General features: G+C 65.1%; 18 protein-coding genes. 1 reads left to right on the forward strand and 17 read right to left on the reverse strand.

From position 1 onward, the window contains the following. Positions 1 to 608 precede the first annotated feature (608 nt). On the forward strand, positions 609 to 863 hold the full coding sequence (locus tag ASE66_RS25295; protein WP_320409782.1) for a hypothetical protein: 255 nt from the start codon (positions 609 to 611) through the stop codon (positions 861 to 863). 6 nt (positions 864 to 869) lie between these two features. Here the strand turns inward: ASE66_RS25295 and ASE66_RS25300 are convergent, their stop codons facing one another. From ASE66_RS25300 to ASE66_RS25375, 17 genes are all read right to left on the reverse strand, one after another. Next, on the reverse strand, positions 870 to 1298 hold the full coding sequence (locus ASE66_RS25300) for a ribbon-helix-helix protein, CopG family (protein WP_057192491.1): 429 nt from the start codon (positions 1296 to 1298) through the stop codon (positions 870 to 872). Positions 1299 to 1305: 7 nt separating this feature from the next. Beyond that, complete coding sequence (locus ASE66_RS25305; RefSeq protein WP_057192492.1) at positions 1306 to 3294, reverse strand: conjugal transfer protein TraG; 1989 nt, start codon at positions 3292 to 3294, stop codon at positions 1306 to 1308. 24 nt (positions 3295 to 3318) lie between these two features. Further along, on the reverse strand, positions 3319 to 5058 hold the full coding sequence (locus tag ASE66_RS25310) for a relaxase/mobilization nuclease domain-containing protein (protein ID WP_057192493.1): 1740 nt from the start codon (positions 5056 to 5058) through the stop codon (positions 3319 to 3321). Between the two features lie 244 nt (positions 5059 to 5302). Beyond that, positions 5303 to 5953 carry a lytic transglycosylase domain-containing protein gene (locus ASE66_RS25315; protein ID WP_244495058.1) on the reverse strand — a complete coding sequence of 217 codons (651 nt, stop codon included), beginning with the start codon at positions 5951 to 5953 and terminating at the stop codon, positions 5303 to 5305. A 60-nt stretch (positions 5954 to 6013) separates the two neighbouring features. Next, complete coding sequence (locus ASE66_RS25320; RefSeq protein WP_057192495.1) at positions 6014 to 6349, reverse strand: DUF736 domain-containing protein; 336 nt, start codon at positions 6347 to 6349, stop codon at positions 6014 to 6016. Between the two features lie 45 nt (positions 6350 to 6394). Further along, positions 6395 to 6937, reverse strand: coding sequence for a S26 family signal peptidase (locus ASE66_RS25325; RefSeq protein ID WP_057192496.1), 543 nt, complete (start codon positions 6935 to 6937; stop codon positions 6395 to 6397). After that, the gene (locus tag ASE66_RS25330; RefSeq protein ID WP_057192497.1) at positions 6934 to 7452 is read right to left on the reverse strand and encodes a DUF2840 domain-containing protein; all 519 of its coding nucleotides are present in this window, start codon (positions 7450 to 7452) and stop codon (positions 6934 to 6936) included. The genes ASE66_RS25325 and ASE66_RS25330 overlap by 4 nt, the downstream gene beginning before the upstream one ends. Further along, entirely contained in the window at positions 7449 to 7703 is a 255-nt protein-coding gene (locus ASE66_RS25335) for a hypothetical protein (RefSeq protein WP_057192498.1), read from the reverse strand. Before ASE66_RS25335 ends, ASE66_RS25330 begins: the two co-directional genes overlap by 4 nt. Then, positions 7700 to 8338, reverse strand: a complete 639-nt coding sequence (gene parA / locus ASE66_RS25340) for a ParA family partition ATPase (RefSeq protein WP_057192499.1) — start codon at positions 8336 to 8338, stop codon at positions 7700 to 7702. Before parA ends, ASE66_RS25335 begins: the two co-directional genes overlap by 4 nt. Before the next feature lie 211 nt (positions 8339 to 8549). Then, the gene (locus ASE66_RS25345) at positions 8550 to 9431 is read right to left on the reverse strand and encodes a replication initiator protein A (RefSeq protein WP_057192500.1); all 882 of its coding nucleotides are present in this window, start codon (positions 9429 to 9431) and stop codon (positions 8550 to 8552) included. 21 nt (positions 9432 to 9452) lie between these two features. After that, positions 9453 to 9734, reverse strand: coding sequence for a helix-turn-helix transcriptional regulator (locus ASE66_RS25350; RefSeq protein ID WP_057192501.1), 282 nt, complete (start codon positions 9732 to 9734; stop codon positions 9453 to 9455). Between the two features lie 139 nt (positions 9735 to 9873). Then, the gene (locus ASE66_RS25355; RefSeq protein ID WP_082613724.1) at positions 9874 to 10314 is read right to left on the reverse strand and encodes a DUF2285 domain-containing protein; all 441 of its coding nucleotides are present in this window, start codon (positions 10312 to 10314) and stop codon (positions 9874 to 9876) included. After that, on the reverse strand, positions 10229 to 10636 hold the full coding sequence (locus tag ASE66_RS33410) for a transcriptional regulator domain-containing protein (RefSeq protein WP_244495059.1): 408 nt from the start codon (positions 10634 to 10636) through the stop codon (positions 10229 to 10231). Before ASE66_RS33410 ends, ASE66_RS25355 begins: the two co-directional genes overlap by 86 nt. Positions 10637 to 10740: 104 nt before the next feature. Continuing rightward, positions 10741 to 11013, reverse strand: coding sequence for a DNA -binding domain-containing protein (locus ASE66_RS25360; RefSeq protein WP_057192503.1), 273 nt, complete (start codon positions 11011 to 11013; stop codon positions 10741 to 10743). A 126-nt stretch (positions 11014 to 11139) separates the two neighbouring features. Continuing rightward, the gene (locus ASE66_RS25365; protein ID WP_057192504.1) at positions 11140 to 11361 is read right to left on the reverse strand and encodes a helix-turn-helix domain-containing protein; all 222 of its coding nucleotides are present in this window, start codon (positions 11359 to 11361) and stop codon (positions 11140 to 11142) included. A 246-nt stretch (positions 11362 to 11607) separates the two neighbouring features. After that, a complete protein-coding gene (locus ASE66_RS25370; RefSeq protein WP_057192505.1) occupies positions 11608 to 12798 on the reverse strand; it encodes a hypothetical protein in 1191 nt (396 codons plus the stop codon). Positions 12799 to 13180: 382 nt separating this feature from the next. Then, positions 13181 to 13495 carry a DUF736 domain-containing protein gene (locus tag ASE66_RS25375; protein WP_057192506.1) on the reverse strand — a complete coding sequence of 105 codons (315 nt, stop codon included), beginning with the start codon at positions 13493 to 13495 and terminating at the stop codon, positions 13181 to 13183. Positions 13496 to 13585: the final 90 nt, after the last annotated feature.

Consider the following 13585-nt stretch of genomic DNA (forward strand, 5'->3'; position numbering starts at 1 on the left):
GATGACTAAAAGGGCCGTAAATTACGCCCCTTCAACAAGGAATTGGGAGCGTAGTGGTGTAGCGTGCAAATACAGGAGACTGGCGGTGACGCCTGTGCCCGCTCATCTTCATGCGTGCGGCTGGAATTGGATCAGCAGCCTGCGCTTTTCGCATTTCTTCATGAACGGCTGCGCAACGGCGTTTCTGCCCGTTCCGCGGCTGGCTCGAGGACATCGTGTATCAAGTCAAAGCCTTCGTGCGGAGCTCCAAAGCGATCAATCGTGCCGCGTCGGCAAGCGAGGCGCTTCGACTGCTTCGCGAGATGCAGTCGCGCTCCGGCGTGACATACTGGGGCGCCTTCAAGAATGGCGTTCTCGTCAGCCAATCCGAGCTTGAGAGTTCGATCCGGAAAGAGAAGGGGCTAAACTCCTGATCGAAGGCTCGACCGAGGCTTCTACCTCGGATGCGGCTGCTCCAGCTGCTACGTCGCTCATATTCGGAATGTTGACCGCTCACCGGCGAAGCGACGAGGCATCTTTCCTGCGGTTCGCATATCCCCATTTCTGACCATGTCCGCAGCGCGCGGCCGCGCCCATCATCCCATCATCCACGGGAAAAGGAGCCGGCCATGAAGGTGATGCAGGAGAAGGACATTCCGGCGTTCGTGCATGCCATCACCAACACCGGCTGCGACATTACCGCCGTTGGAGAGCATCTATATGTGATTGGAGACAGCGATCTTCCCGAGGACCAGGCTGATGCAGCGCGGCCTGTTCTCGTAAATCTCGACCGTAACTTCGGTCGGCGCGACCACCTGCGCCGCGAAATTGCAGCCTATCTTCGCTCAATCGGCCGTTTCATCGACATTGGTCGCGTAGATTGATCCCAGCTAGTCTGCGGCATCCGAGACATCCTCCGATATCTCCTGCCGCAGCTTCGGCCCTTTGGCCAGGCGTCGGCCGAGGGCCGTGACGAAGTCGTCATAGCGCTCTCCAGTCTTGGCGCGCGCGGCCTGCGCAGCAGGCTCGGGAAGCGCAGGCGTCGTGGAAAGCCAAAACCGGATGAATACAGCGAGTGTCTCGACCGTTATGCCGATATCGCGCTCCAGCCGCGCCATCCGGCGGTCGAGCTGGTCGAGGCGTTTGGTGGTGGCCGCCTCCTGCCGTTCCGCCGCGTCGGGCGAGAGAAAGGACTCGATGGCGGCTTCGGCGATAAGGGACCGCGAGTGATCGCGGCGAGCGGCATGTTCCGCGAGCCGGTTCATCACAACGGGATCGAGATAGACGGACAGGCGCTGCTTTCTGGATGATTTCGGCATTGGCGCCTCACAGTTCCATGCCGTCGTTCAGATCGAGCGAAACCCGCCGCGCCACAGCCTGCATCATCCGCGTCATGCGCCTGTTCCGCGCGGCCTCGCCATCCTCGTCGTCCCGCTCGACATCGATCTCGAATTCGTTCTCGACGGGCGGCTTCTTCTTGACCGGCCTCACGCGGCTGAGCTCGGGCTGGTGCCGGCGCTCCGACTCGGTCGGATCTTCGTCGACGGCATCGGATGCGGACCCGGCTTCGAGGAGCTCAGCGCGAGTAGGACGCGGCAGGCTCGTCCAGTCGTCAGGCCGAACATCAGTCGGCACGGCCAGCGGCGGTGGCGGCAGCAGGCGCTCCTTGAACCGCGCATCCTCATAATAACGCGCCTTCTTGGCGCGGATTGGCGGCGTGCCCGCCACCATGACGATCTCGTCCGCCGGTGGAAGCTGCATTACCTCGCCGGGCGTGAGCAGCGGCCGCGCTGTTTCCGAGCGCGACACCATCAGATGGCCGAGCCAGGGCGACAGCCGGTGGCCGGCATAGTTCCGCATCGCCTTCATCTCGGTGGCGGTGCCGAGCGCGTCCGACACCCGCTTCGCCGTGCGTTCGTCGTTGGTGGCAAAGCTGACGCGCACATGGCAGTTGTCGAGGATCGAGTTGTTCGCGCCGTAAGCCTTTTCGATCTGGTTGAGCGACTGCGCGATCAGGAAGCTCTTCAGCCCGTAGCCGGCCATGAATGCCAGCGCCGATTCGAAGAAGTCGAGGCGCCCAAGCGCCGAAAACTCGTCGAGCATCAACAGAAGCCGGTGGCGTCCGGCCTTCGCCTGCAGATCCTCGGTCAGGCGGCGGCCGACCTGATTGAGGATGAGGCGAATCAGCGGCTTGGTGCGGTTGATGTCGGAGGGTGGCACGACAAGGTAGAGCGTCGTCGGGCGATTGTGGCCCACGATGTCGGTGATCCGCCAATCGCAACGCCGCGTCACCTCAGCTACGACGGGATCGCGATAGAGGCCGAGGAACGACATGGCGGTGGAGAGCACGCCCGAGCGCTCGTTGTCGGATTTGTTCAGGAGCTCGCGGGCGGCGCTGGCGATGACCGGGTGAGGTCCGGCTTCGCCCAGATGGGCGGTTTTCATCATGGCGGCCAGCGTCGACTCGATCGGGCGCTTCGGATCGGAGAGGAACGCCGCGACGCCGGCGAGCGTCTTGTCGTCCTCGGTATAGAGGACGTGGAGGATCGCGCCGACCAGCAGGGCGTGACTGGTCTTTTCCCAGTGATTCCGCTTTTCAAGCGAACCTTCAGGATCGACCAGGATGTCGGCGATGTTCTGCACATCGCGGACCTCCCATTCGCCGCGGCGCACCTCGAGCAGCGGATTGTAGGCCGACGACTTCGTGTTGGTCGGGTCGAACAGCAGGACGCGGCCGTGCTTGGCGCGGAAGCCGGCGGTGAGCTGCCAGTTCTCGCCCTTGATGTCGTGAACGATGGCCGAGCCTGGCCAGATCAGTAGCGAGGGAACGACGAGGCCGACGCCCTTGCCGGAACGGGTCGGCGCGAAGCACAGCACGTGCTCCGGGCCGTCATGACGCAGATAGGCGTGATCGTAGCGCCCCAGCACGACGCCATCCGGACCGAGAAGGCCGGCCGCCTCCACCTCCTTCTTCTCGGCCCATCGCGCCGAGCCATAGGTCTCAACCTTCTTGGCTTCGCGCGCCCGCCACACCGACATGCCGATGGCCACGGCGATTGCGATGAAGCCGCCTGACGCGGCAATGATCCCGCCCGTGGCGAAGACCTCCGAGGCATAGGCGTCATAGAAGTACCACCACCACAGGAGGGCCGGCGGATAATAGAAGGGCCAGCCGAGAACGGTGAACCAGGGCGGACCGAGCTGAGCCTGGAAGCCGAGCTTCCACGCGACATATTCGGTGGCGCCCCAGGTGGTGGCGAGCACGATCAGGAAGACGGTGAGGATCTGGCCCCAGAGGATTTTTGTTGCCGACATGAGGGCGATCCTTTCCGAGAGAGGTTAGAGGCCGAGCCCGCGCTTGCGGCCAAAGCTCCACTCGATGCCGCCATCGTCTCGGGCGATGCCGGAGACGTGCTTGCCGAGCTGCTTTTCGAGGGAGGGCGACCAGGGCACGAGCTGGAAGCCGAGCCCGTCGTCCAGCATGGCGAAACGACCGGAGGCGAGCGCGATCCGCTGGCGATAGGCGCCGGCGACATATTCGCCGCTGGCGGCACGGTTGAAGGGACGCCCGATTTCGGCGGCGAGCTTCGCGCCGACGGCATCCAGTTCGCGACGACGGAGGGTGTCGATCAGCCCGCGATTGAAGGTGACGCGCTGACCGTGGCGCTCGCCGAAGCCCTGTCCGACCAGATGATCGGCGCGCCGATCCATCGCCTGCCGTACCTCGGCTCCGAAGCCGCCCTCGGACAGGGCGGCCGGTTCGCGGGCGATATTCTGCCGGTCGAGCCAGGTCGCGCCGGTCGCAGTGACTTGCCGATCGAGATCGAGGTCGGAACGGACGGCGATCGCGACACGCCGCTGTCCGTGCGCATCGTCGAACTTGCGCAGTTCGACGATCGAACCCGGCGCGCTGTCGCCGGCGGCATCAAGGTCGGAGAGCTTTATGTGATGGGTACGGCCATCGACACCGTCAACTACGACGTAGGCTGAGCCCTTCAGCTCATCGTCGAGACCGCGGTCGACCAGCCGGCCGATGATCGGCGTGTCGAGGCTCTCGGCGGCGAGCACATAGCTGGCCGAACCGCGCTCGATGCCCCGTTCCGTCAAGGCCTGATGCATCCGTTTGATGATATCGCCGCGCCCACCGAGCTCGCGTAGGGTCGCCTCGGCTTTTTCGTCGATCATCCACTGGCCGGGGCCGACTTGCTCGGCGAGCCCGAGCGTCTCCAGCTTGCGCACCCGTCCGGCCTTCAGCACATGATATTCGTCGGGCCGTGTGTTCGGATCGACCGCCATGTGGATGACGCCAGAGTCGCGAGCGTCACGGACAAGCTGTCGATCGAGTTGCGTCCAGCGCTCGGCTTCGACCTGGCGCTCCAGATTGCGGCGTATGTCGAGATCGGTCCGCGGACCCAGCTCCTGGGTGACGAGATCGGCCGCGCGGGCGCGCATGCCCTCCTTGATGTAATCGCGGGCGATGACGAGGTCCTGACCGTCATCGGCACGCCCGCGCAGGATGATGTGGACGTGCGGATTGTCGGTGTTCCAGTGATCGACGCCGGCCCAACCGAGCTTAGTGCCGAGATCCTTTTCCATCTGGCCCATGAGGTCGCGGGCGAAGGATTTGAGATCCGCCATGTCCACGGCGTCCTCGGGCGAGACGATGAAGCGGAAGTGATGCCGGTCGTCCTGGCACCGCTCGGCGAAGGAGCGGCTATCGACCTCGTAGGTCTCCGGTCCGAACAGCCGCGCCTTCTCGCCGTCATAGGCAACGCCCTCGCGGCGCAGATAGGTGAGATGGGCGGCGAGCGGCGCGGCACGAGCCGTATGACGGACGACACGCGTCTTGATCACGACGATGCGCGAGCGTCCGGTCAGGAGGCGGCTGGCGCGCACGCTCGCCGTTCGCCCGCGCCCGCAGGTCGAGCGATTGCCGGGCGTGATCTTACCGGAGCGCGAGACGCGGGCGCCGGCCTTCTGCGCGGCGGCAAGGGCCTGCGCGATGAAGGGCCGCGCCGCCTGGGCACGCGTCGAGCGAATGCTGCCGGGCCGGATGCGGAATTCGCGATCGCCGGTCATAGCTGGCGCTCCGCACATCGCACCAAGCAGCGGAAACAATGGAGAAAACGGCATTGCCGCGAGGTGTACGGGAATCCCGCACCTCGCGAAATCGCCTCATAACCTCTTGAAACGACACGACAGACCGATGCCGCACCTCGCGGCTTTTTATCTCGCCATCTTCCGGTCGTGTTGCCTGCCTCCACCCTCCCGGGACGCCATGACACGTTGGACACCGAGATCATGCGACTAGTGCCGAGCACGCTCATGGCGCCGTCCTTTCACCTGAGTGCGCGGCGAAAAGGCCGTTCGACTGCGGTGTGATGGCAGAGCGATCGCGAGAGGAGGAGCGTTCGACAGATATCGGCGTACGGTGCCTAGTCGGCGCCGAGGCTGTAGAGGTTGCTCCGAAAAAGAGGGGCGCGTCCTGCCAGCGGCGCGGCAATGCGAAGGCGGTCGGCACGATCTCGGCGAGCGGACCGCCCCCGATAAGAGGGCGCAGCATCGCCACATAGGCGCGGGTTTCTGCCGGCAATGGGCGTCCGGCGAGATGCTCTTCGTAGCGTCCCGGCCCGGCATTGTATGCCGCCAGAAACCCCGGCGAACCGTAGCGATCATGCAGTTCGCGCAGATAGGCGGCGCCGGCCAGGATATTGTCGCGCGGATTGAACGGGTCGGCGCCGAGCTGCAACTGGGCGCGCAATTCCGCCCAGGTCGTCGGCGTGATCTGCATCAGGCCGCGCGCGCCTTTGGCGGAGACGGCACGGACATCGCCGGCGCTTTCGATGCGCATGACCGCTCGAATCCAGGGCGCTGGAATGCCGAAACGTTGCGCGGCTTCGGCAATATGAGCGTCGTGCGGATCGCTCGGCGCGGTCTGCTCGATGGCAGCCGCGGGCGCCATCGATCCGGCCATCAGGCCGGAAAGGAGAAGGACGGCGAGGCGCCGGGCGCTATCGCGACGATTGGGCATCATTCAGCCCTTCTCGCGACGCGGGCGTGGACGGCCCCAGTGCAGCGACCAGGAGGCCGCATCGTCACCATCCCGGAACAGCTTTGCGTGGATCGGCTGGGCGAAACTCGAATCGTCGAAGTGGATCGAGAGGTATTCGCCGGCCTTCTCGCTGCTGCGCGTCCAGCCGGCGCCGATCTCCGGACCATCCTCGTCGCCGCCATGCACACGATCGTCCGGAGCGTTCTCAGCATCGCTCGGCTCGGCGGGCACGATGGAGATGTTGCGGTTGAGCGCGAGCGTGTGGAGGCGCCCCGAGAAGCCAGCTGCTTGGCGCGTAAACTGTCCAATCTGGGTCATCGAGAGCTCCTTCCTGGTGCGGTGGTGATGAAGTTCGCAGTGCGTTCAGTGCACCGAGGCGCGCCAGCGAAAGCGGCCGTCACCGTCCTCGTCGGTCCACAGCGGGATCGCGCGGCCGATGACGGAGCGGAGTGGCAAGGAGCCGAAGTAGCGACTGTCGAAGCTGTCGCTGGCCGCGTTCATCAGGAAGACTTCGCCCTCGGCGAGCTTGCGACAGCCCTGCCAGTTCCACAGTTCGCGGCCGTGACGATCGCGCGCGAAGGCCGCACCCATTTGGGCACCGTCGACGGTGATGATGCTGTCGGCGCGACACACAGTCTGCCCCGGCAGGGCGCGAACGTGCTTCAGCAACGGCACGCCGGCGGCAATAGAACCGCGGGCGACCATGAAGCGCTCGATCGGCTCGGGTGCGCGCACGGCGACCAGGTCCGAGAGCGTGAGCCTCTCTACCGGCGTGATCGTGTAGAGGCCGAGCGGCACGCTGGCAGAGCTGTTCCAGATCAGCCGAACCGGCACGGTCGCGACGCCGCCGAACGCAACGGCGGCTGTGCCGGCCAGCATCACCGCGATGATGGACCAACGCGTCATAGCTCGATCCGCCGGCGCAGCAGGAACGCCCGATGCTGATCGCGGCCGTAGGCGCGCGGCTCTACGCCGGCGGTCAGGCGGTTGTGGACATGGCGCCAGTGATCGTGTGAGACGGCTTCTGGATCGAGGCCGAGCTGCTCGACGGCGTCGATCGCCTGCAGCACGCGCTCGACCTTGGGCCAGCCTTCGAGCTTGAGCAGAATTTCGCCGCCGGGGCGGACGAAAGGCAGCGTCTGGAATGGCTCGCCGCGATCGATGGCGCGCACGATGTCGATGCGCGAGATGATCGTACCGTGCTGGCCCGCGGCCCAACGGACGAAGGCGAAGATGCTGTTCGGTGCGAATCCGACGACACGCCGACGGCGGTCGAGGATCTGCTCGTAGCTCGTCGAGCCGAACCGGATCCAATGCTCGATCTTCTGCTTCTGGAAGGTCAGCTCGACCAATGTGGCGAAGGGCGCAGGATCATCAGGCCACGGACGACCGCGCATGCGGGAGAGCGCGAAACCGTTCATGACGGATCTCCTGGAGGCGAAGGGAATTCGCGCGCGAGCAACTCGCGCAGCATCTCGGCGACGGTCTGCCCGCGCTGGAATGCGACGACCTTGATGCGGCCGCGCAGCTCCGGGGTGACGTCGATGGTGAGCCGCGCAGTGAAGAGAGGAGGCTCGGCGGGGCGGGATGAAGGCGCCTCTGCCTCCCTGATCCAGTGCTCCGGCGTCGCCGGTCGCGTGGCGAAGCTTCGCCTGCGTTGCCCCGCGCTCATGGCGCAATCCGATCGATTTCGGTGACGAGCGCGGTGATCTCGCGCGCTGCGGGACCGTCGTCATCGATCTCGAAGGCGAGCCGGCCCGATTGCGCGGCATCAGCGTAGATGACGCGCTGTCCGACCGTCGTGCGCAGCACCGGCGGATCGTGGTCAGCGAGCGTTTCAGCTGTCTCGCGGGCGATGATGGTGCGGGCGCCGCAGCGATTGAGGACGAAGCGAGCTCGCAACTCCGGGCGATAGATGCGCGCTTCCGAGAGCAGCGCCAGCATCTCGGCCGACGCCCAGCCGTCAAGCGGCGATGGCTGCACCGGGATCAGCACAAGATCGGCGGCGAGCAGGGCCGAGCGCATCAGCCCGGCGACGCGCGGCGGCCCATCGATCACCATATGATCGACACCGCGGGCCAGCTCTGGCGCCTCACGATGCAGCGTGTCGCGCGCCAGACCGACGACGCCGAACCGCCGCTCCTTGCCTCCACGGCTGCGCTGCTCCGACCAGTCGAGCGCAGAGCCTTGCGGGTCCGCATCGATCAGCGTGACCCGCTTTCCCATCCCGGCCCATTCGCCGGCGAGATGCAGCGCCAGCGTCGTCTTGCCGACGCCGCCCTTCTGATTGAGCAGCGCGACGATCATGAGGCGCTCCCGGCCAACTCAGCGGGGTTATCCTCAAGCCGGCAAAAGTGCGGGAACGTTAGACATATTCCGAAGGAATCTGAGTTAGATAAATTACGGCCGCCGCAAGCCTCTGAAACGCCGCGATGAATCGTCGATTCCGGTCCCCGATAGCACGAGGATCGGGTCCCCGATGGCACGATAGGGGCGGTCCCCGATAGCACGAGTGAATTCACAGCTTGTCCCCAAAACGCGTGGACGGTTTCCGTCGCGAGCGCGGCGGGGCGAAAAAGGCGGGGTCGGCAGCGACGAAGGTGAGTACCTCGGCCCCGCCGGCCTGCTGCGCGAGGGCGAGCCGGTAGCCAGGCAAGGGTTGGCGGCGGATGATCTCGCGGAGGTCGTAGGCGAAATGCTTGAGCGGCGAGAGGCTGCCGGATTTCCGATGGAGGTGAGCGAAGTCGAAGCTCCAGCCGAAGGACTGGCGACCGCCATGCTTGCGAACGATGCGGTAGAGCCAACGCTCGAGGCCGCCGGTCAGATCGAAATAAGCCCGGTCGATGTTGAGCACGAGCGCGTCGTCGAGAACGGCGCGATAGAACCAGTCAGGCAGGATCAGCTCGACACCGATCGGTCGACCGTCACGATCCGTGCGCTCCTGCCATTCGTTGATCCAGGAGAAGCGGTGCCGGCGGCCTTCGACCGGCTGGCGGATCGAGGTCGCAACCGTGGTGGACTGCAGCCGGTCGAGCGCGGCCTTCAGGCGCAGGTAATCGCGAAGCGACACGCCGCGGCCGACAAAGGTCAGAATCTCATAGGGCGTCGTCGCCATCAGGCGAGAGGTGCGCAGGCCAGCATCGCGCGCGTTGACGATTTGGCTTGCGGCCCAGATCAGGATGTCGGCATCCCAGATCGTAGCCATGCCGTGATCGGGCATGGCCTCGACCCGGATGGAGATATTACCGGCCCTGAAGTCGATCGGCACGATGCGTTTCGATTTGGCGAGGGAGAAGAACGGATAGGCCATGAGGTCCTGCGCATCGCGGGGCGCGAACTCGCCGGGGAGCGCCTGGAACAGATCGAGCTGTCCACGCTCCGAGGGCGGGCGAGATCGCATTGCCAAGGGAAGGGCGCGCGATCAGCGCGCGTAGCGGCCGGGATGGGCCGGCGGCGTCGGGCTATGGCGCTTCGCCGGCAGGACGGTGCCGCGCGGATCGGAGGTCGAGGTAACGGCGCCGCGTCCGGCCCAGGCCTGGAGGTCGTCGACGGCATAGACGACGCGGCCGCCGAGCTTGCGGTAGGCAGGGCCGGTCCCATAAGTGCGATGTTTTTCGAGGGTACGCGCCGAGAGGCTCAGGAATTCGGCGGCTTCCTTGGTGCGCAGGAAGCGCGGCGGCAGAATGGCGAGATCGGATCGCATTGCGCGAACCTCCGTGGCTCGTGAGGGCCGCTGAAGGGCAGCGGCTGACGAAGGCCACGATGGCGAAGCGAAACCGGCGAGGTGCAGGGCGAATTTGGGGGGTATCAAATTCGCCCACCGGGGACACGGCTCCGATGGGCTAAGGTCGTCGGCGATGACGAAGCAGCTTGCGATAGCCGCCCGCGATCAGGGTGCGGGCGTCCCTTAGCAGGGTCTTGACGGCGTGGCGCGCCGAGGAGGCTTGCCACTCGTCGCGGCCAAGCGGCGGTGTTCGCAGGAGCGCCCGAGCGATCTCCTGTTGGCTTGCGCCATGGCGATAGCCGTCAATCGCCTGCAGCATCCGGCGATAGCGGAGGCGTTGCTGCGAGGTGAGCCGCGTGTCGGCGGGAACTGCGCGGCCGAAAAGCGCTGCGAGCAGGCGATGGATCGATTCCAGCCGGGCGAAGCCGTCCCGATCGAGCGGGACCAGCGCGGCAACGGCCGCTGTTTGCTGTCTATCGCCGACGTGTTCGAGCTGGAGATGCTGTCCGCCGCCGAGATCGTATGCGACGAAGTTCGCGTCCCCGTCGGAACGAGCCATCAAGCCTGTGTTTTCGGGATCCGTGATGACATAAGCCGGGGCTGGGACGAGCAGGACGATGCTGTCGTCGTCCTCGAACGACCAAAACACCGGCGCCGTGGGCGGAGCGCTGAGCGGATCGACCGGGAAATCGCAGGCCCCACCGTTCGCGGATCCGGGCCAGTAGCGGTTGCGGGTCGGACGTGGTCCGTGTCAACGCCTCGAAATCCTGGTCATAGCCGTCATTCCGGCGAAGCCATTCCCAGGCGAGATCCGAGGCGGACAGAGTTTCGACATAGCAATAGGCCGCCGCCGAGCGCCAGTTGGACGCATCTGGTGTCATTATTGTCCTCCGTTCCGCCGCTTTCAGGGGAGCAGGGTTCGCGGATAGGTTGTTTCGGTCAACGAACTCGTGCGGCAAAGGGCGATGCCGCTAAGGCATCGCCATTATTGCTTCGGCCGGCTCTCACGGGCGAGCTCGCGATAGCCGCGTTCGTGGAGCCATTGAGCTCGCGCGAGATGCGCATCATGAACGCGGCGACAGCGTTCGGGGGCGATGTCGGGATTGAGTTCGAAGAGGACGCGAACGGCCTCGCGCCAATCGGCACCGTCACGCGCAGCGTCAAGCAGCCGCAGGTAGAGCACCATGTGCTCGCGGTCGTATACCGTGAGCGTCTCGCTGGACGGCGGCACATCAAGAAAGTTCAGCGCTGCCACCATATCCCCCGGATTATCCGGCAGCGGTCGACTCTATGTTTGTGCGATCTCGGAACCATTGGAGCATGAGCCGAAGAACCGGGCCATATCAGGTTCCCAGCCATGCCGACGAGCCGGGGCGGTTTCCGATCAAGCAGATGTGTCGCTCGCCTCGAAGAACTTGACTGGGTCAGCCTCGAGCACCTCGGCAAGCTTCTCCAACATGTCGACGGTCGCAGCGTGCTCTTCTCGCTCCAGCATCCCGACATAGTTGCGATTGATCCCCGCTCGATCAGCAAGCTCTTCCTGCGACAAGCCCTTGGCGTGCCTCAGCCTGCGCAAATTTCTCGCGACGATCTCCCGCAATCCCATGCGGATGAGGTCGTCCCGATACCTAGTATAGTACCACCTAGTAAACTAGTGAATCGTGCGGTCGGCAACAGCCGTCGTTCTCCTATTTCGCGAGCCGGGCGCAGCGCGGCGAGCGGCGGCGATTATCCTGACGCTGTCGCGCTTGCCGATTCGGATTCACGGATCGGCGGACAATTCTGTCATGCGGAAATCCTGAAGATCGGAACGCCGTGCAACCTGATTTGCGATTGCACGGCTCCGCGGAATTCAGGCGGCGCGCTCCATCAGCTTCTTGGCCTTGCTTTCGAGGTCAAGGCGCGTGTCCTGATTGGCCTTGGTGCGGGCGAGCGCCGTGATGCCCTGCACGAAATCGAAGATGCTTTCCGGCTTGCGACCTTCCTCGCTGAGCACGGTTTCGATGATCTTCGTTGTCTCCGGCTTGGAGAAACCCCGTTTGCGCAGGAAGCTCTCGCGGTCCTCGTCATCGCGGGCGACGATGCGCTCGCGAGCTGCCTTGATGCCGGCGATGAACGGCGCGGGCGAAGAATTGCCGAAGCTGGTCAGCGCGGGCGCAGCCTCATGGGCGAAACGCTGCGCGGCGAACTTGCTATGCCGGATGCTGATTTCCTCGAAGCCTTCCACGCCCCACAGATTGCGGTTCTGGCAAACGGCGCGAAGATAGAAAGAGGCGATGCCGAGTGTCTTCGATCCGACTTCGCTGTTCCAGGCATAGAAGCCTCGGAAATACAGGTCCGGCTCGCCGTTTGGCAGCCGTCCGGCCTCGATAGGGTGGGCGTCGTCGACCAAGAATAGGAACACGTCGCGGTCGCTGGCGTACAGTGTTGTGGTGTCCTTCGTCACGTCCACACACGGATTGTGCATCATGGTCGCCCAATCCAGCACGCCCGGCACCTTCCATCTTGTGTCGCCGACACCATTGCCCGCGATTGTCATCACGGCGGCGACAAGCTCGTGATCCCAGATGCGGCCATAGTCCGGGCCGGTGACGGCGCGAAGCTCGACGCGTCCGTCATCCCTCTCGAGCGTCTTGACCAGTTCGGCGCGGTGCGACAGCAAGCCGTGCTGCAGGTTAATCCCAGCGAGCGGTGCCGGAAGCTGGCGCATATAGGAGGCGGGTGCGCTGACAAGGCTGCACAACTGACCGAATGACCAATGCGTCGGGGAAATGGCTTCGTCGCGGCCCGGCAAGATCAGGGACAGGCGTTCCGCATCGTCCCGGTTCGCATCGACGCGGACGGCGCGGCTCTCCACGGTGCGGGCATGGGCACGCTCGGCACGGCGGCGCACGGTGTCATGAAGCTCGGTCAGGGACAGATAGCGTTCGTCATCGGGGCGGGAAAACCACTCCGACGAAACGCGACCGATCCGCTCGCCGCGCGAGACATCGACGCGGAAGCCGGATGAGGCAGGCTGCGGGTTCACGGTCAGGGTGTTCATGGGGGCTTTCTCCTATGGGCTTGGGTTGGAACGCAGCGCTGCGCTGCAACCCTGCCCGTCGGCGAGACCGGGGTAGCAAGGGCAAGGGCGGCCGGGATGGAGGGGGATCACCCGGCCTGCACAAGGCGAAGCCGCGGAAGGCTGGGGAGACCGTCCCGGCCGAGCCTCAGCGATCCCTTGCCGGCGCGGGGGCGGCGCCCCTAGCAAACCTGCTCGGTAGGAGCGTCAGTGGAGGCCGGGCCAGAGGATCTGATCAGGATGGGCAAAGCCGCCAACCCTGAGATCCGTCCATCCTGATCGCCGTATTCCCTGAAAGGCGGTGGCGGCCATGAGCATGACGGAGCCCCGCTCGGATGAGCGGGGCTCCTTGGGCGTTCGGCCCTCAGTCGCCGTTGCGGCGGGACCAGATGAGGTTTTGGCCTTCGCCGTCCTCGGCCTCGACCAGGCTGGCGTAGATCGGGGCGGGGAAGCTCGGATCGTCGAGCTTGACGGAGAGGTATTCGCGCTGCGTCTCGCGGGCGGTCTTCTTCCAGGCTGCGCCGAACTCGGTGGCGCCGGCGAAGATGCGGAAGTCGGGGCCGCGCTCGCTGTCGCCCTCGGTGGGGACGAACTTCACGGTCTTGACGTTGAGGGTCAGGGTCTTGACCGCACCGGTGTAGCCGCTGTCGGTCTTGGTGAAGGTACCGATGGTCGCCATGGTCGTGTTCCTTTTTTTCTGATCGGGCCGCGCCCATCGCGACCTCGATGGTGGTCGTGCGACCGGGGACGATCGGCCCCGCACCCGCTC

The organism is Allobosea sp. Root483D1, assembly GCF_001429505.1.
Lineage (GTDB): Bacteria > Pseudomonadota > Alphaproteobacteria > Rhizobiales > Beijerinckiaceae > Allobosea.

Excerpts from the sequence above, each read along its gene's own strand:
- ASE66_RS25350 (WP_057192501.1), bottom strand. The coding sequence starts at position 9,734 with ATGCGATCCGATCTCGCCATTCTGCCGCCGCGCTTCCTGCGCACCAAG.
- ASE66_RS25320 (WP_057192495.1), bottom strand. The coding sequence starts at position 6,349 with ATGACCCAGATTGGACAGTTTACGCGCCAAGCAGCTGGCTTCTCGGGG.
- ASE66_RS25305 (WP_057192492.1), bottom strand. The coding sequence starts at position 3,294 with ATGTCGGCAACAAAAATCCTCTGGGGCCAGATCCTCACCGTCTTCCTG.
- ASE66_RS25365 (WP_057192504.1), bottom strand. The coding sequence starts at position 11,361 with ATGGGATTGCGGGAGATCGTCGCGAGAAATTTGCGCAGGCTGAGGCAC.
- ASE66_RS25295 (WP_320409782.1), top strand. The coding sequence starts at position 609 with ATGAAGGTGATGCAGGAGAAGGACATTCCGGCGTTCGTGCATGCCATC.
- ASE66_RS25345 (WP_057192500.1), bottom strand. The coding sequence starts at position 9,431 with ATGCGATCTCGCCCGCCCTCGGAGCGTGGACAGCTCGATCTGTTCCAG.
- ASE66_RS25315 (WP_244495058.1), bottom strand. The coding sequence starts at position 5,953 with ATGGCCGGATCGATGGCGCCCGCGGCTGCCATCGAGCAGACCGCGCCG.
- ASE66_RS25370 (WP_057192505.1), bottom strand. The coding sequence starts at position 12,798 with ATGAACACCCTGACCGTGAACCCGCAGCCTGCCTCATCCGGCTTCCGC.
- ASE66_RS25325 (WP_057192496.1), bottom strand. The coding sequence starts at position 6,937 with ATGACGCGTTGGTCCATCATCGCGGTGATGCTGGCCGGCACAGCCGCC.
- ASE66_RS25330 (WP_057192497.1), bottom strand. The coding sequence starts at position 7,452 with ATGAACGGTTTCGCGCTCTCCCGCATGCGCGGTCGTCCGTGGCCTGAT.
- ASE66_RS33410 (WP_244495059.1), bottom strand. The coding sequence starts at position 10,636 with ATGACACCAGATGCGTCCAACTGGCGCTCGGCGGCGGCCTATTGCTAT.
- ASE66_RS25355 (WP_082613724.1), bottom strand. The coding sequence starts at position 10,314 with ATGGCTCGTTCCGACGGGGACGCGAACTTCGTCGCATACGATCTCGGC.
- parA (WP_057192499.1), bottom strand. The coding sequence starts at position 8,338 with ATGATCGTCGCGCTGCTCAATCAGAAGGGCGGCGTCGGCAAGACGACG.
- ASE66_RS25335 (WP_057192498.1), bottom strand. The coding sequence starts at position 7,703 with ATGAGCGCGGGGCAACGCAGGCGAAGCTTCGCCACGCGACCGGCGACG.
- ASE66_RS25310 (WP_057192493.1), bottom strand. The coding sequence starts at position 5,058 with ATGACCGGCGATCGCGAATTCCGCATCCGGCCCGGCAGCATTCGCTCG.
- ASE66_RS25360 (WP_057192503.1), bottom strand. The coding sequence starts at position 11,013 with ATGGTGGCAGCGCTGAACTTTCTTGATGTGCCGCCGTCCAGCGAGACG.
- ASE66_RS25300 (WP_057192491.1), bottom strand. The coding sequence starts at position 1,298 with ATGCCGAAATCATCCAGAAAGCAGCGCCTGTCCGTCTATCTCGATCCC.
- ASE66_RS25375 (WP_057192506.1), bottom strand. The coding sequence starts at position 13,495 with ATGGCGACCATCGGTACCTTCACCAAGACCGACAGCGGCTACACCGGT.